The 18,065-nt window shown below is 65.5% G+C and carries 17 protein-coding genes and 1 pseudogene; 5 read left to right on the forward strand and 13 right to left on the reverse strand.

The genetic code is table 11. The features are described from left to right. Together FJY73_10455 and FJY73_10460 are read right to left on the reverse strand one after the other, a co-directional pair. On the reverse strand, window positions 1-795 hold a 795-nt coding region (locus FJY73_10455; GenBank protein MBM3321085.1), incomplete at its 3' end, for a class I tRNA ligase family protein. Window positions 796-854: 59 nt separating this feature from the next. Beyond that, window positions 855-1,010 (reverse strand): hypothetical protein, encoded by a 156-nt coding sequence (locus FJY73_10460; GenBank protein MBM3321086.1) that lies wholly within the window; start codon window positions 1,008-1,010, stop codon window positions 855-857. Between the two features lie 250 nt (window positions 1,011-1,260). On the opposite strand from FJY73_10460, the gene FJY73_10465 reads away from it, so the two are divergent. The 3 genes from FJY73_10465 (at window position 1,261) to FJY73_10475 (ending at window position 5,016) form a co-directional block, all read left to right on the forward strand. Further along, entirely contained in the window at window positions 1,261-3,828 is a 2,568-nt protein-coding gene (locus FJY73_10465; protein ID MBM3321087.1) for a DUF2723 domain-containing protein, read from the forward strand. A gap of 26 nt (window positions 3,829-3,854) precedes the next feature. Continuing rightward, entirely contained in the window at window positions 3,855-4,694 is an 840-nt protein-coding gene (locus tag FJY73_10470) for a class II glutamine amidotransferase (GenBank protein MBM3321088.1), read from the forward strand. Window positions 4,695-4,845: 151 nt separating this feature from the next. Next, entirely contained in the window at window positions 4,846-5,016 is a 171-nt protein-coding gene (locus FJY73_10475; GenBank protein MBM3321089.1) for a hypothetical protein, read from the forward strand. 173 nt (window positions 5,017-5,189) lie between these two features. On the opposite strand, the gene FJY73_10480 is transcribed toward FJY73_10475, so the two are convergent. The 10 genes and pseudogenes from FJY73_10480 to FJY73_10525 all read right to left on the reverse strand — a co-directional run bounded on the left by FJY73_10480 (window position 5,190) and on the right by FJY73_10525 (window position 15,244). Further along, window positions 5,190-6,002, reverse strand: coding sequence for an RNA polymerase sigma factor RpoD/SigA (locus FJY73_10480; GenBank protein ID MBM3321090.1), 813 nt, complete (start codon window positions 6,000-6,002; stop codon window positions 5,190-5,192). A 135-nt stretch (window positions 6,003-6,137) separates the two neighbouring features. Further along, window positions 6,138-6,686, reverse strand: a complete 549-nt coding sequence (locus FJY73_10485; protein MBM3321091.1) for a MerR family transcriptional regulator — start codon at window positions 6,684-6,686, stop codon at window positions 6,138-6,140. A 171-nt stretch (window positions 6,687-6,857) separates the two neighbouring features. Further along, window positions 6,858-8,747 (reverse strand): glycosyltransferase family 39 protein, encoded by a 1,890-nt coding sequence (locus FJY73_10490; GenBank protein MBM3321092.1) that lies wholly within the window; start codon window positions 8,745-8,747, stop codon window positions 6,858-6,860. Window positions 8,748-8,841: 94 nt separating this feature from the next. Continuing rightward, window positions 8,842-9,567: a hypothetical protein gene (locus FJY73_10495; GenBank protein ID MBM3321093.1), complete on the reverse strand. Its 726-nt coding sequence runs from the start codon at window positions 9,565-9,567 to the stop codon at window positions 8,842-8,844. A 17-nt stretch (window positions 9,568-9,584) separates the two neighbouring features. After that, window positions 9,585-11,141, reverse strand: coding sequence for an L-glutamate gamma-semialdehyde dehydrogenase (gene pruA / locus FJY73_10500; protein MBM3321094.1), 1,557 nt, complete (start codon window positions 11,139-11,141; stop codon window positions 9,585-9,587). A 163-nt stretch (window positions 11,142-11,304) separates the two neighbouring features. Continuing rightward, window positions 11,305-11,643 carry a NifB/NifX family molybdenum-iron cluster-binding protein gene (locus FJY73_10505; protein ID MBM3321095.1) on the reverse strand — a complete coding sequence of 113 codons (339 nt, stop codon included), beginning with the start codon at window positions 11,641-11,643 and terminating at the stop codon, window positions 11,305-11,307. Window positions 11,644-11,725: 82 nt separating this feature from the next. Further along, window positions 11,726-12,217, reverse strand: coding sequence for a hypothetical protein (locus FJY73_10510; GenBank protein ID MBM3321096.1), 492 nt, complete (start codon window positions 12,215-12,217; stop codon window positions 11,726-11,728). A 359-nt stretch (window positions 12,218-12,576) separates the two neighbouring features. Continuing rightward, window positions 12,577-12,969, reverse strand: a complete 393-nt coding sequence (locus tag FJY73_10515) for a DUF5320 domain-containing protein (GenBank protein ID MBM3321097.1) — start codon at window positions 12,967-12,969, stop codon at window positions 12,577-12,579. Between the two features lie 350 nt (window positions 12,970-13,319). Further along, window positions 13,320-13,676: pseudogene (locus FJY73_10520) on the reverse strand (NifB/NifX family molybdenum-iron cluster-binding protein). Between the two features lie 182 nt (window positions 13,677-13,858). Beyond that, the gene (locus FJY73_10525) at window positions 13,859-15,244 is read right to left on the reverse strand and encodes a sigma 54-interacting transcriptional regulator (GenBank protein MBM3321098.1); all 1,386 of its coding nucleotides are present in this window, start codon (window positions 15,242-15,244) and stop codon (window positions 13,859-13,861) included. Window positions 15,245-15,550: 306 nt separating this feature from the next. Here FJY73_10525 and FJY73_10530 point away from each other — a divergent pair, with 306 nt between their 5' ends. Then, on the forward strand, window positions 15,551-16,237 hold the full coding sequence (locus FJY73_10530) for an MBL fold metallo-hydrolase (protein MBM3321099.1): 687 nt from the start codon (window positions 15,551-15,553) through the stop codon (window positions 16,235-16,237). Then, window positions 16,230-17,312, forward strand: a complete 1,083-nt coding sequence (gene aroC / locus FJY73_10535; protein MBM3321100.1) for a chorismate synthase — start codon at window positions 16,230-16,232, stop codon at window positions 17,310-17,312. The genes FJY73_10530 and aroC overlap by 8 nt, the downstream gene beginning before the upstream one ends. 373 nt (window positions 17,313-17,685) lie before the next feature. Here the strand turns inward: aroC and FJY73_10540 are convergent, their stop codons facing one another. Beyond that, a complete protein-coding gene (locus FJY73_10540; protein MBM3321101.1) occupies window positions 17,686-17,901 on the reverse strand; it encodes a hypothetical protein in 216 nt (71 codons plus the stop codon). Window positions 17,902-18,065: the final 164 nt, after the last annotated feature.

Here is an 18,065-nt window from a genome sequence, read left to right on the forward strand (position 1 = left end):
CCAGCGAACCCACTCGTGCCCGTAGGCCGCCTCCACCTGGGCGATCTCGTTCGTGTGATGAATGGCGATATGATCCACGCCGCCGCAATGGATATCGAACCGATCTCCGAGATAGCGGACCGACATCGCGGAGCACTCGATGTGCCACCCCGGGAACCCGATCCCCCACGGGCTCTCCCACTCCATCAGGCGCTTCTTCTCCTTCGGCGAGAGCTTCCAGAGCGCGAAATCGGTCGGGCTTCTCTTCCCCTCGACCATCTCGATGCGAGCCCCCGCCTGAAGGCCGTCCCGATCGAGGCGCGCGAGCTGTCCATAATCTTTTAACCTCGAAGTATCGAAGTAGATACCGTCCTCGAGGCGATAGGTGAAGCCTCGTTCCTCGAGGCGGCGGACGAGATCGATCTGCTCCGTGATGTGGTCGGTCGCCTTGCACCAGACGTCCGGCTCGAGAACGTGAAGCCGCCGCATGTCCTCGCGGAAAGCGCGCCAATAGAAGTCGGCGATCTCGTGGATCGTCTTCCCCTGTTTCGCGGCGCTCTTCTCCATCTTGTCGTCGCCGGTGTCCGCGTCCGAGACGAGGTGCCCCACGTCGGTCACGTTCATCACGTGTTGAACCTCGTATCCGGCCTCGGTCAGGACGCGCTTCAGCACGTCCTCGAACACGTAGGTCCGCAGGTTCCCGATGTGGGCGTACTGATAGACCGTCGGGCCGCACGTGTAGAGGCCGACCTTTCCCGAATCGAGCGGCTCGAACGGCTCGACCGACCGGGTCATCGTGTTGTAGAGCCGAATCATGATCGCCGTATCCTCGATGAGTTCTTCTCACGCCCCGCCCGGGTCGCGCGCGGCTCGGCCTAGTGGGAGCCCCACACGCCGAGGATCTTCTTGCAGAGGGGGCAGCAGACGACGCGCACCGACTCGTGCCACTTCCCCTTCACCTCGACCAGCCGCTCGAGCATCTTCTCGCAATGCGGGCAGACCGGCCGCATTTCTTCCTTGTCCGTTTTCATCGCCCCCTCCTGCGGGACGGCTTTTCGCTCCCGAGGCGCGCCCGCTTTCCGGCGGCGAACCTCGCGCGGGTTTGGGAGTTCCAACATCAGCGGCCTCCGCCGCTCCCGTCAGTCTAGGTTCGTCCTCGAGGGGTGTCAAGGAACGGCCGGGGAAAGAGCGAGAAACGATTGGGGGCGCGGCCCCCCTGTGGTATATTGCGAAAGCTGTTGGAGAAAAGCGGGGCAACCCGACGATGCGAGCAGGAGACCCGTGAAACGAGACAATCGAGAAGCCGGAGGGCGCGAAGAGGGCGCCCCACGCGGCGAGACCCGCAAAGAACCGGACAAGACAACACGCCCCGCCGAGGATCGCCTCGACGGAACGGTCACCTACGGGCGGAGGTTTGACCTTCTCGTCGCCCTTCTCGTCACGCTGGTGTCGGGAGCGATCTACGTCCTGACGACCGGGCGAGGCTCCCCCTTCTGGGACTGCGGGGAGTTCATCGCCTGCGCGTACATTCTCGGGATCCCGCATCCGCCGGGAGCCGCGCTCTTCGTGATGATGGGGCGCGTGGTCTCCCTCATCCCGTTCGGGGACACCGCGTTCCTCCTGAACCTCTTCTCGTCGGTCTCGAGCGCCCTGGCGGTCGGCTTCGCCGCGCTCGCGCTCGCGCGGGTCCTCCGCCGCATCAGCGGACACGAGAGGACGGCGATCGACTCGGTCGCGATCTACGCGGGAGTCGTCCTCGGCTCCCTCGCGATGGCGTTCGGATCGACCTACTGGTACAACGCCGTGGAGGCGGAGGTCTACGGGCTCACCCTTCTTCTCATCTCGATCCTGGTTTGGCTCACGCTCGTCTGGGCCGAGCGCGCACGCACGCCCGAGGGGAATCGGATTCTCGTCCTGCAGGTGCTTCTCCTCTTCCTCGGCGCGACGAACCACATGCAGGCTTTTCTTCCGATCCTGCCGATCTTCCTCCTCTTGTTTCTCGCCGACCGAGCGCGTCTCAAGAACCCGGCCTTCTGGGCCGTCTTCGTGATTCTCACCTCAGTGATCTACCTGCTCGATTTCTTCCTCTGGGCTGCGCCGATCGGCACCGCGGTCTTCTTTCTTGCGGCGTACCTCTCGACCCGGCCGGAACGGAAGAAGACTTTCACGCTCGCGGGGTTTCTCCTCTTCGCGGCGGTTCTCGGCTACTCCCTCTACGGATACGTGCCGATCCGAGCGGCGCTGCATCCCGCGATCAACGAGAATGACCCGGACGACTGGACCAGCTTCAAGATGTTCCTCGAACGGAAGCAGTACTCGGACAAGTCGATGTTCGAGCTGATGTTCACCCGGAAGGGGAGCTGGGCGAACCAGTTCGGGGATTTCCACCGCATCGGGTTCTGGTATCACTTGAAGACTCAATGGCTTCCCGAGCGGCTTTCCGCCCTCACGATTCTTCTCTCCGCCCTTACGCTCCTCGGGCTCTTCGCGATCTGGAGGCGAGACCGGAAGATCGGGCTCTACTTCCTCTCGATCTTCCTCTTGTTCACGATCGCGATGACGCTCTACCTCAACTTCTCCGACGGAACTCGGGGAGTGAAGCTCGAGGTCCGAGACCGCGACTATTTCTACACGCCCGGCTTCGTCCTGATCGGCTGGCTGCTGGGAGTCGGATTCGGCGCGCTTCTTGGTGCCTTGCTCGCGCGCCCCTTCGCGCGGAGGGAGCTTCGCGAGACGGTGGTCTCCGCGCTGGCGATTCTCTCTCTCGCCGTCCCGATCGGCGCCGTCCGGACGAACTACTTCACGCACGACCGGTCGAGGTTTTGGGTGGCCGAGGACCTCGCCTACAACATGCTCGTCGCGCTCGGCGAACGAGGGATTCTCTTCACCGGTGGAGACAACGACACGTTCCCCCTCTGGTATATCCAGGAGGTCCGCAACTTCCGAAAGGACGTCCGCATCGTCAATCTTTCGCTCCTCAACACTCCCTGGTATATCGACCAGTTGAAACACGATGAGCCCAAGATCAAGATCTCCCTTTCGGACGACGAGATCCAGAACCTGCGCGGATACTACCGGCCGGACGGCACGATCGTGACGATCAAGGACATCGTGATGCCGATCATCATCCGCGACAACATCGCCGACCGTCCGATCTACTACGCGATCACCGTCACGACCTCGGATCAAGAAACGGTCAAGGACAAGCTGATCCAGGAGGGGCTGGTGAAGCGGATCGACATGAGCCTCGATCAGGAATCGATCGACGTAAAGGCGATGGAGAGGAACTTCGGCGAGGGGGTCTATCGCTTCCGCGGACTCGACGATCCGACCGTCTACAAGGACCCCGACACGGTCCGGCTCCTCACGAACTACAACGCCTGCCTCTACAACCTCGCCCAGCTCTTCCAGAGGTCGGGCGAGCTCGAGAAGGCGAGGAAGTATACGGATATGATCCGATCCTTCCCGCACGACAACCTGGCGGGCCATCGCATGCTCGCGCTCCTGTCGGAAGGGATGGGCGACTGGGAGACCGCTCTCCACCACATCCGCAGGTGCTCGGATTTCGAGCCGGACGACGCCTTGAGCTACGTGAAGGAGGCGGAGTATCTGGAAGCGCTCGGGAGGAAGGAGGAGGCGGCGGACGCGATCATCCGCGCGTACGAGATGCTGCCCGACGACCGCATGGTTCTTGGAGCTCTCGTCCGCACCCTCACCGGAACCTCGAGGGAAGAGGAGATGGTCCGCTATCTGCAAGACTGGTTGGCGCGCCACCCGGAGGACGACCGGGTGAGAAGAGCCCTGGGGACGTTCCAAGGCGGTCCCGGAGACACCGGGACTCGTCCCTGACGAGTCGTTTTGGAGAGCCGCGCACCTTGTGCCGTCTGTACGGTTTCCTCGCCTCGCAGCCGACCCGGGTCGACTGCGCTCTCGTCCGCTCGCAGCAGGCGCTCGTGCGCGAACAAGGAATGGGCGGAAGGAATCGCGTTCCGGTGACCGGCTGGGGCGCGGCGGTCTTCCGGTCGGACGAAGCGATCGTCTACCGGACACCCCTCGGGACCCAAGAGAGCTTCTCCTTCGATTCGGAAGCCGCCGCGACGCCCACCCACGCGTTCGTCGCCCATGTGCGCGCCGGCTCGTCCGGCAGGGCGGACCGGCGAAACACGCAGCCGTTCGAGTTTCAAGGCTGGGTATTCGCCCATTCGGGAACGATCGAGAACTTCCTCACGCTCCGGCGGGAACTGATGGGCGAGCTAAACCCCGAGTTCCGCCGCGCGATCCAGGGAACCACCGATTCGGAACATGCTTTCTTCCTATTCCTTTCTTATCTCAAGCGCTCCGCCGGCTCCATCGGCGGAGACGCGCCGATCCACCGCATCCACGACTCGTTCCTCAAGACCGTCGCGATGCTGAACGAGATGACCGGCCGTTCCGGATCGAAGATCCGTTCCCGTCTTCTGCTTCTGGCGACGAACCGCCGCGTGATGCTCGCCTGCCGCCAGGGCGGAAAGCTCTTTCGCCTCGAGCGGGACCGCGCGGCGGTCTGTACCGTGTGCGGCGAATCGCACACGGTGATGACGGCCGAGGCTCCCTACCGCTGCGTGGCCTTCGCCACGGAGCCGATTTCCGGAGAGGATTGGACCGAGGTCCCCGAGGGCCGCGTCGTCCTCGTGGATCCGGATCTCGCCCTCACCGACAGCGTCCCGACCGCCTGATCCGGCCGGATTCGGAGTTGACCTTCCGGCCCCCCGATGCCATCATCCCGCTGCGACGCCGGCGCCCGCCGCTCGGCGGCGCGCCTGCGCGGCGAAAACGAAGGGGCTCGCGAAAGCCGGGCCGTTTTACGAGAAAGGACAGGCGAGAATCATGAAGGAATGCGAATGGTGCGGCGACGACTTCCGCGGAGAGGGAGTCCGGCTCGCGAACCACTTTTTCTGCTGTGAAGAATGCCGCGAGGAGTTCCGGAAGGACGTCTACGGCGACGCGGAGCCCGAGGATCTCGAGGCGGACGAACCCGGCCCCGAAAAGGAAGAGTAGCCGCCGCTCTCTCGACGAGAGCGCCTCGATGAGCGGCGGGCTCGTGAAAGGCCGGACGGGAAGACCGTCCGCCGCTTCCCCGAAGAGAAGACGCCCGGCGGTCCGGGTACACGACCGCCGGGCGCTCATCGCAAGGGACGGGACGTACGCTCCCGCTCTCTCCCCGTTCCGCGTTACGAAAGATAGGCGCGAAGCATCTCGCCCCGCGAGCCGGCGGCGAGCTTCTCCAGCGCCTTCTTCTTGATCTGACGAACTCTCTCCCGCGAGAGGTTCATCACCGAACCGATCTCCTCGAGATTGTAGGCTCGATCCGAGTCGATGCCGAAGTAGAGCCGAACCACCTCCGCCTCGCGTTCGGCCAGGCTCTCGATCACCTCCCGGACGTGCTCTCGCATGTGTCCCTCGACGAGCTCCGTTTCCGGCGAGAGCGCGTTCTCGTCGGGAACGTAGTCGCCGAGGCTGTTCTCTCCGTCGAAGTCCTCCGGCCCCTCGAGCGAGAGGAACCGGCTGCTGATCCCCATCAGATTGTAGACCTCGTACTCGGAGAGCCCGAGAACCTCGGCCAGCTCCGCCACGGTCGGCTCCTGATGGAACGTCTTCCAATAGTGATTCATGTACTTCGACATCTTCTGCAGCAGGATTTCCTTGTTCATCGGAAGCCGAATCGCGTGCGAGTTCTCGATCACCGCCTGCTGCATGCGCTGCTTGATCCACCACACCGCGTAAGTGGTGAACTTGAAGTTGCGCGTCTCGTCGAACTTCTTGACCGCCTTGATGAGGCCGATGTTCCCCTCGTTGACCAGATCGGAGAGAGGAAGCCCGCGGTTCATGTACTTCTTCGCGACGTACACCACGAATCGAAGGTGCGAAAGGACGAGTGTGTGCATCGCCTCCTCGTCCCCCTCGCGCGCGCGGCGCGCGAGCTCGCCCTTCTCCTTCTCCGGGACGGTCGGGATCTTCTGGATCTCCCTGAGATAGAGGGTCATTGCTCTGTCTTCTTGCGGCGGAGAGAACCGAGTCGAGTAGTTCGCCTTCATGTCACGCTCCGTCTCGTATTCGAGTCGCCGCTCGCGCGGCAGGGGCTGTTTCCTGTTCTTTCGGATCCCATCGGTTTCTCGGGCTCACCCCGCCTGGGCGGATCCGGTTTCCCCTGCGGTTTTTTCCTGGGCCGACAGGGAAGCCGCTCGCGGCGCGCTCCACGCAGCATCCGCATGGAGGCCGCGCACGAGAGCGGGCTTTCCGATCGGCCGCTCCCGCCGGCAGTTCACGCACGCTTCCTTCGGCTTCCCGGGCGCGCAATCCTTGCAGGCCTCGAGATAGAGAAGCGAGTTCTCCAGCTCGGTCTCGAGACCCTGAAGCATCTCCATCGTGTCGCGAAGCCTTCCCAACCTCTCGCGGTAGAGATCCCGCACGACCCCCATCGCATCGCATCCCACGTCGCACCGGTTCACGGTGCCGATGAGATCGCGGATCTGCGTGAGGGAAAGACCGAACTGATGAAGCCGGTTGATCCAGTTCATGCGGTCGAGCGTGCTCTCGTCGAAGAGACGATAGCGACCCTTGGTCCGGCCCCGGCTACGGATGAGACCCATCTGCTCGTAGATGTGGATCGCTCGGACCGTCTTCCCGGCCTCGCGCGCCAGCTCACCGACCTTGAGCATCCGTTCCACGTTCGGTCCTCCAAGACCCTAACCCTATCGTTAAGGTGAGGCTATGGTACCATCGACATGGGGGGCCGTCAACCAAAATCGTACCGGGGGCGTCCTTTTTTTCCCGCGGCCGAGAAATCCGCATAACGTTCTGCAATAATACAAGTTAAGGAGATCGAACCCCGCGGGGAATCAAGGGGAGGGAATCGTTCGGGTCGATCGGGTGCGTTCGAGATGAGCCCCGTACTGCCTCTCCGCGAACGCTTGGAGGGGCCCGTCACGGGCGATCCAGAAGATGTTTCGCCGCTCCCGTCCCGGGCGAAACGAGGGAGGGAAGCCTTCCAGCAACGCCCCCGCGGGCGAGTTCTTTCCGGCGAGGCGATCTCCCATGAAGAGGGAGAAGTAGATCGTGTTGAGCTCCTTGGGATCCTTCGGGAGAGCGCGGTTCAGGAACTCGCGCGCATAGAGGTCGCGATACGAAAACGGCGACGGCTCGCGCGGCGCAAGAAGCACGATCGATCCGTTCGCTCCGGCGCTTCCGACGACCTCCGCTCCCTCGAACGACGCGCGCGCGCCCTCCTCGTCCATCCGCGCCAGGATGAAGTCCGCGTGGCGCACGACCGCCTCGCGGTTGAGCGTGAAGAAAAAGCGCGGCCAGCCGGCGCGCGCGTTGTAGATGTTGAGCGCCGAAAAGTAAAAGAGATCCTCGAAGCGCTCGTAGGCTTTCTCGCTCCCGCCGGTCCACTGAGGAAGGTCGAGATCATAGACCACCGCCGGACCGAATCGCCAGGCGAGCGCGAGCGCTTCGTTCCGATCGAACCCGGCAAGCGCGAGGCTCCTCGTGAAACGCCAGCGGTTGATGTCGAGCCGTCCGTCCGGCGTCTGCATCGGACCTCGCTCAGGATCCGCGCGCACCATCGCCTCCTCCACCCCTCGAGGGTCGAGCGCCCCCGTGAGCCGGTAAGGGCAGAAGACCGCGCCGCGCGTCAAGGCGAGGTACTGTCCCATCGACGCAAGGAGCGCCGCCGCGAGAAGAACGCTCCTCGCGCGCGGCCGGCGCATCCTCTCAATGGCCCCGAGGATGAGTAGCCCCGCCGGCACCGCGACAGGAGCCGCGTGCCGGGGCTCCTTCACCACTTGAAACGTAAAGAGAACGAGCGGAACGAGAAGCCAGAGAGCAAGAACCCGAAAGCGGTCGCCCGCGGGATCTCCCGGATCGAAGAGACGCTTCCGATGCCGGACGGGCAGGATCAGGAACACGGAGAGAAGGCCGAGCCCGAGCCGCGCGGTTTGCACGAAAGCATAGGCGAGCGATTCGAGCGAGAAGAGATCGGGCGGGCCGATCAGCCGCATGATCGGGATCCGGGTGTTGCCGAGCGACGCGTAGTACGCGAACGAATCGGGAAAGAAGATCCGGATCCCGGCGAACACGGCGATCGCGGGAAGAAAGAAGACCGCGGCGAGAGAGGCGAGCCGCCGCGCGTCGCGCGACCGAAACGCGCGCGCCGCCTCGAGCGCGAAAGGACCGGCGAAGAAGAGGAGAAACGTCATCTTCACGAGAAGTCCGAGAACGAAGAAGAGCGCGAGAAGAACCGCCGATCCTCTTCTTCGAAGCCCCTCGGCCCGAAACCAGAGAACATAGCCGATCGCCACCAGAGCGGTCAGGGCGAACTCGACGTACAGCTCCCGCGAGAGGCCGATGAGGAGGGGAGAGCCGAGGACGAGGAGGACGGGGACCGCGGAGGGAGAGCGGATCCCGACCGCGCGCGCGAGGGCGGCGACCGCGAAGGCGAGGAGAAGCGCGAAGAGAATGTTCGTCGCGAGAGCCGCCGGGATCGTCTTCCCGCCGAGCGCGAGGAAGGGCGCGACGAAGAAGGGGAACGCCGAGGCCACGTCGAAGCCTCGGGCCGGTGCCGCGCCCTCTTCGACGATCGAGAGGGCGAACGAGTAGTACTGCTCCGGATCCATCCAGGAAAAGCAGTCTCTCTCGGCGATGTCGCGCGCGAAGTCGAGGACGTACGCGGCGAGGAAGAGGGCGAGAAGAAGCAGCCCCGCTCGGCCCGCGTTCCGATTCCCGGTCAACTCGGTCCCCGCTCCCGGCCGCGGCGCCGAGGCGGTCGAGGCGAGGCCGCGCCCTCCCCTCGCCGGGGATCCCCTCCGCCGGCGGTCCGCTCGCTCATCGGGGGGCAGGCGCGTCCGCCGCCGCCTGATCGGCCCGCAGCATTCTGTTGAAGTGGTACGGAGAGACGCGAACCCAGCTCCCCTCCCCGGGGAGGCCCGGGAAGATCACGCGGATCATCCCGTCCGAGCGGAGCATGAGCCCCATCAGATCCTGCGGGAACGCCCCCACCTCCGCGCCGTAGAGAGAAACCCCGACCGAATCGATGTGCGCGAGACCTTTCCGCATCCCGCCGAGCTCGAGACTCGCGCTCGCCTGCTCGAGGCTGTCGGTCACGTTCCGGAGCTGCTCCTCGGCGAAGCGTACTTGCTCGGCGAGGCGGCTCTTCGCCTCCAGTTGAAGAAGCGCCATCGTCGAGTCGATCGGAAGCACGGGATCGACCAAGAAGATCGAGCTGAAGCCTTCCCACCCGTAATAGAACCTCCGGAACTTGACATCGATTCCTTCGAAAAGCGAAAGAAACTTCCCGGCGGGGACATACGCGTGCAGGTTGATCGCCGCGTCGATCTCCTCGTCCGCCCGGTTCTGGACCGCGTACTCCAAAGACTCGAACGAGCGGGGGATGAGCCAGTCGATCTTCTCGCGAAAAGTCGTGAGGGTGTCCGGCAGCGCCGCGATCCCTTCCTTCTCCTTCTCCCCTTTTCTCCCGCAACCGGGCGCCGCGAGGAGAAGAAGCGCGAGGCAAAGGACAAAGGTCCGGACTCCGTTCGATCGGGTTCTCATGTTTCGCATGGCTCCTCTTACGGTTGCTCGATCTTCTCCGAAATCGACTTCGCCTGGAGGAAGAGGAGGAGATAATCCCGTCCCCCCGCCTTCGAGTCGGTTCCCGACATGTTGAACCCGCCGAACGGGTGAACACCGACGAGCGCGCCGGTGCACTTGCGGTTGATGTAGAGGTTCCCCACGTGGAACTCCTCTTTCGCCCGCTCGATCTTGGCGCGGTTCCTCGTGTAGACGGAACCCGTGAGCCCGTACTCGGTGTCGTTCGCGATGCGGAGCGCGTCGTCGTAGTCCTTCGCGCGGATCACCGCGAGAACCGGCCCGAAGATCTCCTCTTGCGCGATGACGGCGCGCGGGGCGACGTCCGCGATCACGGTCGGCTCGATGAAATAGCCCTCGCTCCCGATCCGATTCCCGCCGTGCGCGAGCTTCCCTTCGCTCTTCCCCTTGTCGATGTAGGAGAGAATCGTGTTCATCGCCTTCTCGCTCACGACCGGCCCCATCGTGTTCGAGAAGTCGCGCGGATCGCCGACTTTGATCTTTCGGACGATCGGGAGGAGCTTTTCGAGGAACGCGTCGTACACGCCGGCGACGACGATCGCGCGCGAGCACGCGGAGCATTTCTGGCCTTGGAGGCCGAATGCGGACGCGGAGACGGCGGCGGCCGCGGCGTCGAGATCGGCTTCCGAATCGACCACGATCGCGTCCTTTCCCCCCATCTCGGCGACGACGCGCTTGATCCAGATCTGGCCCGGCGCGGCCTTACCGGCCTTCTCGATGACGCCGAGACCGACCTCCTTCGATCCGGTGAACGAGATGAAGCGCGTGCGCGGATGCCGCACGAGGTAGTCGCCGCCCACGGCGCCCGGCCCCGTGATGAAGTTGAGGACGCCGTCCGGAACGCCGACGCTCCGCATGAGATCGTTGAAGAGGGCGCCGATCACGGGGGTTTCGCTCGACGGCTTCAGGACGACCGTGTTCCCCGCCGCGATCGCCGCCGAGGTCATCCCGCAGAGGATCGCGAGCGGGAAGTTCCACGGCGGGATCACGAGGCCGACCCCGAGCGGGATGTAGCGAAGCTCGGGCCTCTCGCCCGGGAAGGGGGTCACCGGCTGCTCGCCGGCGTAGCGGAGCGCCTCGCGCCCGTAGAACTCGAGGAAGTCGATCGCCTCGGCCGTGTCGCCGTCCGCCTCGGGCCATGTCTTCCCCGCCTCGAGCACCATGCTTGCATTGTGAAGGAATCGGCGCTCGCGCATTCCATCCGCCGCCAGGAAGAGGAGATCGGCTCGCTCCTTCGCGGGAACGCGCTTCCACGATTCGAACGCCTTCTCCGCGGCGAGAAGCGCCTTCTCCGCGTCCTCGTTTCTCGCCTTCGGGAAGACCCCCACGATCTCGGAGGGCTTCGATGGGTTCCGCGAGACGAACGTCTCCTGGAAACGAACCGGCTTTCCGCCGATGAAGCAGTCGTATTCCTTGCCGAAGGTCGAGGAGAACTCTCGAATCGCCTCCTCCATCTTCTTCCGGTTCGCCTCTAGGGAGAAATCGGTCAAGGGCTCGTTCTGAAACGTGCCGCGCATGCGTGGCTCCTCTCGGGACCTCGAACGGTCCTCGGCAGGGGGTCTCCTCTCCGCCTCGTTGCGTTCGCCGGAGAGCCTATCACGGGGCGCGAGGGGACTCAAGGCGCGGCGACGAACCGAGGCTCGGGGCTTCGCGCCTCTCCTCTCGGCTTCCTCGGCGCCGTCAGTGGTCGCAGAGGTTCCCGCCCGAGCGGAGCCTCCCTTCCAAGCAGTCGGACACCAGCCTCTCGGGCGGAGCGGACGGAGCCCCCACGACCACCTCGATCTGCCGGTCGGCGAAGAGCTGCTGGCCGCGGCGTCCCATGCCGCCCGCGAGGATCACGTTCGTCCGTCGCTCCGCCAGCCAAGCCGGGAGCAGCCCCGGCTGATGCGGAGGCGCCTCGATGTCCTCTCTCTTCACGATCTTCCTCGCCCCGAGATCCACGTCGAAGAGAGCGAAACACTCGCAATGCCCGAAGTGCGGGGCCAGCTCCCCATCCGCGATTGGAATCGCGATTCGCATCCGTTCGTCCTCCTCTTCCCATGGAAGCGGTCGTGTCCGGTCCGTTGTCGGGAGCGATCCGGCGGCGCCGCCACCGCGGCGGTCACGAGACGATGCGCTCCCACACGCGCTGCACATCCTCGACGCACGGGGCATCGATCTCCACCACCGATCGTTCGGCGAGCTGCGCGCGGGTGAACGAAAGATCGTATCGGATGCGCCCGACAGAGCGAGCTCCCTCTTGTTCCGCCTCTCTCTCGATTTGCCTCGTCTTCTCCGGATTGAGATCCCCTTTGTTCACGCACACCGCCGCCGGAATCCTGAAGTGCCTCGCGAGCCGGAGCGCTCGGTCGAGATCATGCTCGCCCGACACCGTCGGCTCCGCCACGACGAGGGCGAGCGAGGTTCCCGCCAACGAGGCGATGACCGGGCATCCGATCCCCGGGGGGCCGTCCGCGAGGACGAGCGGGAGGTTCCGCTCCTCCGCGATCCGCCGCGCCTCCCGGCGAACGATCGAGACGAGCTTGCCGGAGTTCTCGGCGGCGGCGGCGAGACGGGCGTAGACCATCGGCCCGCAGCGCGTCTCCGAGATCATCCACTCTCCGCAAAGGCGCTCCAGGAAGCGGGATCGCCAGCTCCCTCATCGTTTCCAACGCGAGCTCGAGATCGTGAAGGCCGAAGGGAGTCGGCTCGGTCACGAGAACGACGGGGTCCGCGCCCTGAACCGCCGCCACCACGGGGCAGGAGGTGCCGGGGGGCGCGTCCAGGATCGCGGGCCCGCCGTTTCGAAGAGAGGCCTTCACGGCGCGAACGAGCGGAGGAGCCATCATGGAGATCATCCCCCGCCGTCGAGAACGCGATCTTCATCGATGGACTTCCTCCCTCGGACGGATCCGCCGGAGCGGCGCGGGGAGAGATCCCCGCCGGACTGCGCCGCGGACGGATGCTCGCCGTCTACCCTTCCGTAGGTCTTTCGGCGCCGATCTCCGAGAGACGCTTCTCAAGGAGTTCCAACTCCGACCGGAGCGCTTCGGCCCGCCCCTCGAGCATTCGCTTCTCCGTCTCGGGATCGAGCGCACCTGCCGGCGTGTACCCGTAGGGACCGGCCAATCCTCCGGGCCGCATCCAGCCGGGCATCCCTGTGACGAAAAATCCGTAGCGCCACCCGCGACCTCGACCGCCGAAGCCGCGCCCCCAGGCGCCTCGGCCGCGCCCGAAGCCGAACCCACCGCCAACCCCGAGGCCCGGATTCGCGGAGCCCGGCATCCCGTACCCCGCGCAGTACCCTGCTCCCCGACCTGCTCGCGCTCCCATCCCCAAGGGTCCTGTTCGATCCCCTCCCGGCATGGTCCTTCCCTCCTTTTCCGGATCCGTCGCTACTCTCTCGTCATCGGGATCCCGCACTTCGGACACTTGCGCTCCGCGCACGGCACCCCTCGTTCGTGCGGCTCGCGCTCCCCGCACTGCGCGCAGACGCAGAAGCCGCCGGGACCGCCCGCGGAGGGACCGCCCATGCGGCCGCCGGTGCCGCGCCCCAGTCCTCGGCCGCTCCCCTGCCCGCGCCCCCGACCCCCGCCTCTCCCCCCGCCCGCGCCGCCTCCCTCACCGCGGCCTCGACCGCGACCTCCTCCTCCTCCCGTCCCTCCCATTCCTTGTCCGCTCATCCACCGATCCTCCCAACATGCGCCCCGATTTCCTCTTCGCCGGCCGCGTCCGCGCCCGGGGCGGCCGGGCATGGAGAAGGTGGCCTCGTCAAGGGCTCCCGTGCGCCAAGCCTCGGTCAACGCTCGAAGCTCGCCCGTCACGAACGAGATGACCCGGATGCCGTTGGCGGCGACCATCTCCTCCATCGGCCGGGAGATCGCCCCGCAGATCAGAACGCCGACACCCATCTCCGCCAGGCGGAGCGCCTTCCGGACCGGCAGTCCTTCCGCCAGGAGCTCCTCGCTCTCGCGGACGATCCGCCCCTCCTCGACATCCACGATGCGGACACGGGGCACCGCGTCGAAAACCGGAGCGATCCGATCGTCCCAAACCGAGAAGGCCGCTCTCATGCCGCCGCTCCTTCCCCTTCGTCCTTCGGGACAAGCACGTTCCACGCCAGCAAGGTCCGCATGGGAAAGGACGTCGTCAACCGCTTGTGTGGAAGGAAGTCCGGGTTCCTCTTCGGCGACCGACCGGAGCCTTGAGCGTAGCGAACACGCTACTCTTGTGGCCGAATCGAGTAGCCGATGCGCTACTCTTTGCGGGCGGAACGGCCGTCTCGATCGGGAAGCGTGAGGCCGAGCCTCTTGATCTTTCGAAAGAGCGTCGTCTTGTGGATGCCGAGATCTCTCGCCGCGGCCGAGCGATCCCAGCGGTTCCGTTCGATCGCGGCGCGAATCGTTTGTGCATCAAACAAATCGCGGGCCGCGCGAATGTCCGGCGAGGATGCGAAGGGCCCGCTCCGCGCGGTGAGGCTTTCGGGAAGGTGCTCGATCTCGATGAACCCGTCCCCGCAGAGAAGAAACGCCCGCTCGACGGCGTTCTCGAGCTCGCGCACATTGCCCGGCCAGTCGTGGGCGACGAGAAGCGAGAGCGCCTCCGCGGCGACCCCTGGGACGGACCTCCGCTGCAATCGGTTGAAGCGCTCGACGAATTGCTCCGCGAGAAGCGGGATGTCCTCCTTGCGGCGCCGGAGAGGCGGAAGCTCCACGCGGATCACGTGCACGCGGTAGTAGAGATCCTCGCGGAACGTTCCCTTGCGCACCTCCTCCGCCAGATCCTTGTTCGTGGCGGCGACGATCCGAACGTCCGCGGTTTCGGATCTCGTGGCGCCCAAAGGTTCAAAGGTTCGCTCCTGAAGCACACGCAGAAGCCGGATCTGCACGGCCGGGCTCAGCTCACCGATCTCGTCGAGAAAGAGCGTCCCCCCTTTCGCGAGGGCGAAGCGCCCCGGCTTGTCCCTCGTCGCCCCGGTGAACACGCCCGCCTTGTGCCCGAAGAGCTCCGACTCGAGAAGCGTCTCCGGAAGAGCCCCGCAGCTCACGGCGATGAACGGGCCGCCGCTCCGCGGGCTGAGATCATGAATGGTCCGCGCCACGAGCCCCTTTCCGGTCCCCGTCTCGCCGTGAACGAGAACCGTGCTCGCGCTCGCGGCGATCGTCGGAAGGACATCGAACACCCTTTGCATCAAGGGGCTTCGGCTCGCGAGATCGCCGAGGCGGAAGCGTCCTTCGAGCTCCCGTCGAAGCGCCTCCACCTCGGAAAGATCGCGGAAGGTTTCCGCTCCGCCGACCACGAGGCCCCCGGAGTTCCGCAGCACCGCGGTCGAGACGCTGATCGGGATCCGGTCCCCGCGCGCGTCGATGATGTACGCGGTCTTGCCGACGATCGGCCTATTCGTCTTCAGCGTCTTTTCGAGCGCGCAATCAGGGCCGCACATGCTCGAGCGGAAGACCTCCGAGCAGAGCCGGCCGATCGCCTCGGAACGCTTGACACCCGTAATTTCTTCGGCCGCCCGGTTGAACGAGGTGATGCGCCACTCCCGGTCGACCGTGAAGACCCCGTCGGAGATGCTCTCGAGGATCGCCTCCGTGGGCGTGAGGGCCTTTCGCGTCTTCCTCTTCCGTCGGCTCGCCATCTCGTCTCTCGCGAAGGATTCATGAACCCCGCGCCGGCGAACATCCCGAAGCCGGACCGGTGCGTCTCGATCGCTCCTCCCGCATACACGATCAAAGACGGAGCGGACGAAACTCGCCGACTATCGATCCATCCGTCCGAAGAAGACTGCCTTCGCTTGCGCAGGAGCGCGAGGGATGTCCGGGCCGGCGCCCCCGCGCCCTCGGCTCCGGCGCAGAAGAACCCTGAGTGATTCTTGTCGAATTGCGGTATACTCGACGCCCGAAAGCGGGCGTCCACCTCCGGCCCCTCACCATTCGAGGCCCTCATGGTCGATAACTCTCGCGCTTCGTCCCGCGGTTCTTCGGTCGGCGACCTCGCCGCGGGGATCGATTGGTTCGGCCACTCTTCCTTCCGCGTGCGCGGATCGCGGACGGTCTACATCGATCCGTGGCGGATCGGGCCGGGGCCGCACGCGCCGGCCGATCTCGTTCTCATCACGCATCCGCACGCGGACCATTGCTCGCCGTCCGACCTCGTCCGGCTTCCCGGAATCGAGAACGCGGAGATCGTGACGGTCGCGGATGCGTCGCGGAAGCTCGCGCGCTCCTGCAAGGTGATCGAGCCGGGGGATCGGATTACGGTGCGCGGGCTCGACATCGCCGCCGTCCCCGCGTATAACCTCGACAAGCCTCATCATCCGAGATCGAACCGATGGATCGGATTTCTCGTCGAGATGGACGGCCGAACGATCTATCACGCGGGAGATACCGATCGGATCCCCGAGATGAAGGGTCTCGCATGCGACGTCGCTCTTCTCCCGGTGAGCGGCGTGTACGTGATGAACGCGGAGGAGGCGGCGCTCGCCGCGGGAGATCTCAAGGCGCGCCTCGCGATCCCGATGCACCACGGTTCCCTCGTCGGAAACGATTCCGACGCGAAGCGATTCGCCGACCGGTGCCCGATCCCGACGATGCTCCTCACAAGCGCCGCGCGAGGTTCACCGCATGGGTAGCACCTTCGGACGCCTCTTTCGCGTCACGACCTGGGGAGAATCGCACGGCGGGGGCGTGGGGGTCGTCATCGACGGCTGCCCCCCTCTTCTCGCGATCGACGAGCGCGAGATCCAGGCGGAGCTCGACCGGCGGCGCCCCGGGGCGAGCCGCCTTGCCTCGCAGAGAAAGGAGCGCGATCGCGTGCGGATCTTCTCCGGCGTCTTCGAGGGGAAGACGCTCGGGACGCCGATCCTCCTCTTCGTCGCGAACGAGGACGCCCGCCCGGAGGACTACGAGGCGATGCGGGATCTCTACCGCCCCTCGCACGCGGACTTTACGTATGAAGCGAAATACGGCATCCGCGACTGGCAGGGAGGAGGACGGGCGAGCGCCCGCGAGACGGTCGGGCGCGTCGCGGCCGGCGTTCTCGCGCGGAAGCTTCTCGCGAAGGAGTGCGAGGCGGAGATCGTCGCCTACGTCCGTTCGATCCACACGCTCGAGGCGTCGATCGACCCGGAGCGGGTCCGCATCGCCGACGTCGAGAAGAGCCCGGTCCGCTGCCCCGACCCGAAGGCGAGCCGGAAGATGGTCGATCTCGTCCGCAAGGCGAAGAAGGAGGGCGACTCGCTCGGAGGCGTCGTCGAGTGCCTCGCGCGGAAGGTCCCGGCGGGGCTCGGCGAACCGGTCTTCGACAAGCTGGAGGCGGATCTCGCCAAGGCGTTTCTCTCGATCCCCGCGACGAAAGGCTTCGAGATCGGATCCGGTTTCGAGGGAACAAGGCTCAAGGGCTCCGAGCACAACGACCCCTTCACGATGCGCGAGGGGAGAATCCGCACCGCGACGAACCGCTCCGGCGGGATCCAGGGCGGGATCTCGAACGGGGAGACGATCGTCGCCCGGATCGCCTTCAAGCCGACCGCGACGATCGCGAAGATGCAGGAGACGGTTTCGCGCGACGGCAAGATCACGCGCATCCGCCCGCGCGGGCGCCATGATCCGTGCGTTCTTCCGCGCGCGGTCCCCGTCGTCGAGGCGATGGCAACTCTCGTCCTCGCCGATCATCTCTTGAGACAAAAAGCGATTCGGGGAAGGTAGCCGGATCGGTACCGAGTTCCAGGAACCCCCGGAGCCGAGGGGCGGGGCTCGCTTGCTCAAACATACCGCGCGCGGCGCGCGGCAACTCGCCGCTCTGCCCCGCCCCCCGCCTCCGGAGCAAGACAGACCTGGTCGTGTGGTGCCCGCCGTTCGACGAACGAATCACGGCGGGTGACCGCGGCAGGTGTCCGCGAGAAGCGCAGCCACCGAGGCTCGGCGACTTCAACAACCCGTCCTTGTAGGCGCGACCGAGGCTGCCGAGGGAGTCCCCGAAGCGCGAAGCGCGGGGGGGGGAGCATCGAGCGGACAGCCGCGGACAGGCCCCGCCGTGGCCAAGTCCACGCACGGAAGAGGGTGTCCGGTACCTATGCCCCTACCGGAACAACTGCTTCACCGACCCCCAGCTCGTCGGCTCCGCCTCGGTCACGTCGCCGATCTGGATCCGCGCGATCACTTCCCCGTTGTTGTCGAAGGAGTGGGTGGCAAAAGTAAGAGTCAGCAAACCGGATCCGTCGCCTAGGGTCAACTCCGCAATCGACTGGTCGACAGCCGCACGGTAAGCGACCCGCGCGATCTTGTAGGGAAACATGATGGGCCAATCGCAGATAGTCTGACCCTGCAGCCGGATGCATCCTGCCGAATCAGACCCTCCGACCGGGAGAAAGGCCCAACACCCCCCCGGCGAGAAGAACTGCGTGCTCTCCAACGTCAAGGCTCCGTCCGGGTCGCATGAGAAGATCTCGAACACCCAGC

This window comes from Candidatus Eisenbacteria bacterium (genome assembly GCA_016867715.1).
In the GTDB taxonomy this organism is placed as follows: domain Bacteria; phylum Orphanbacterota; class Orphanbacteria; order Orphanbacterales; family Orphanbacteraceae; genus VGIW01.

Coding starts and splice junctions, on each gene's coding strand:
- FJY73_10460 (MBM3321086.1), bottom strand. CDS start 1,010: ATGAAAACGGACAAGGAAGAAATGCGGCCGGTCTGCCCGCATTGCGAG.
- FJY73_10475 (MBM3321089.1), top strand. CDS start 4,846: ATGAAGGAATGCGAATGGTGCGGCGACGACTTCCGCGGAGAGGGAGTC.
- FJY73_10480 (MBM3321090.1), bottom strand. CDS start 6,002: ATGACCCTCTATCTCAGGGAGATCCAGAAGATCCCGACCGTCCCGGAG.
- FJY73_10495 (MBM3321093.1), bottom strand. CDS start 9,567: ATGAGAACCCGATCGAACGGAGTCCGGACCTTTGTCCTTTGCCTCGCG.
- pruA (MBM3321094.1), bottom strand. CDS start 11,141: ATGCGCGGCACGTTTCAGAACGAGCCCTTGACCGATTTCTCCCTAGAG.
- FJY73_10505 (MBM3321095.1), bottom strand. CDS start 11,643: ATGCGAATCGCGATTCCAATCGCGGATGGGGAGCTGGCCCCGCACTTC.
- FJY73_10510 (MBM3321096.1), bottom strand. CDS start 12,217: ATGATCTCGGAGACGCGCTGCGGGCCGATGGTCTACGCCCGTCTCGCC.
- FJY73_10515 (MBM3321097.1), bottom strand. CDS start 12,969: ATGCCGGGAGGGGATCGAACAGGACCCTTGGGGATGGGAGCGCGAGCA.
- FJY73_10525 (MBM3321098.1), bottom strand. CDS start 15,244: ATGGCGAGCCGACGGAAGAGGAAGACGCGAAAGGCCCTCACGCCCACG.
- FJY73_10530 (MBM3321099.1), top strand. CDS start 15,551: ATGGTCGATAACTCTCGCGCTTCGTCCCGCGGTTCTTCGGTCGGCGAC.
- aroC (MBM3321100.1), top strand. CDS start 16,230: ATGGGTAGCACCTTCGGACGCCTCTTTCGCGTCACGACCTGGGGAGAA.
- FJY73_10540 (MBM3321101.1), bottom strand. CDS start 17,901: ATGTTTCCCTACAAGATCGCGCGGGTCGCTTACCGTGCGGCTGTCGAC.